Source organism: Psychrobacter sp. NPDC078929, assembly GCF_050267985.1.
Lineage (GTDB): Bacteria > Pseudomonadota > Gammaproteobacteria > Pseudomonadales > Moraxellaceae > Psychrobacter.
Window position 1 is genome coordinate 1 of the sequence record NZ_JBNNFX010000066.1, and the last position, 1038, is coordinate 1038.

2 pseudogenes are annotated in these 1038 nt (G+C 41.6%); one reads left to right on the plus strand and one right to left on the minus strand.

The features are described 5' to 3' along the window. Positions 1-347: pseudogene (locus ACQKCG_RS13975) on the minus strand (DUF411 domain-containing protein); the annotation flags it as partial. 239 nt (positions 348-586) lie between these two features. On the opposite strand from ACQKCG_RS13975, the pseudogene ACQKCG_RS13980 reads away from it, so the two are divergent. Then, positions 587-1038 (plus strand): annotated as a pseudogene (locus tag ACQKCG_RS13980) (apolipoprotein N-acyltransferase); the annotation flags it as partial.

The following is a 1038-nucleotide window of genomic DNA, read 5'->3' on the forward strand; positions in this document are numbered from 1 at the left end:
ACATCTTGCGCGGTTGCACTTAGACCATTATCTTCTGCATGACTTATCCATTCTTTACAGCAGCCGCAATTGGCATCTTTATAGACAGTGGCTGAGACGTTTTTTAGTAGGTCTGGTTTACTTACTGATGTCATCATAGGAGTATTTATAACGTTTGGTTCAGCTGTCTTCGGAACAGTCACTACATCTTCAGTTGATGCCGATGTTGTGCTTGCATCAGATACGCCACTACTCGGTTGGCTACAAGCAAATAGTGATGAGGCGGCAAGTAATACTAACGTACTACGCAACCCCTTAGACAGATAACGATTGAATATAAGACTGGATTTTATTTTTAAGGGGGTCATAGTGCTCTCTCATGTACTGTAGATATTGTGAGCTATAGAAGGTCAAGTAACACTTCATATCGTTTGGTAATGTAGCATAATAACCCATCAAACGGAGTACGTAAATTTATCCATTGAGCAGTGCGGACTGGTATCATAAGCAGTTTTCATTTTGAAATGCTGCCTGTAGTATTAACAGGTCTATCCGAGTTTTGGATTTTGACTAAAAATTCAAAACTCATAATTTTGGATAATTTGCGATGCGCCTGTCTACTATTAATCTACAAAAGCGTTTGAGTACTCACTCAAATCAATTACCGCTATGGTTTACGCTAGTAGCAGCATGGCTTGCAGGGGCTATTTTTTTATTTGCGCTAGCGCCTCATGGGTTCTGGCCGCTAGCAATAGTGTCACCAGCGATTTTATATGCGCTGTTGGTACCAAATATGAGTGGTCGTCGCGCTTTTATTATCGGTGAAGCTTACGGTATGGGGCTATGGTGCGTCGGCGGCTTTTGGCTCTATACTGCCATCCATGATTATAGCGATACTCCAACGTGGCTCGCATTGATTATGATTGGATTGATGGGTCTCGGTATGGGACTGTTTCATGGATTTTTAGCACTAGTCTTTAACCGTATGGTAGGCAAACAACCCTTTTCATTTGCTGCTCTTTGGGTGCTACAAGAATGGTTAAAAACTTGGTTATTCAC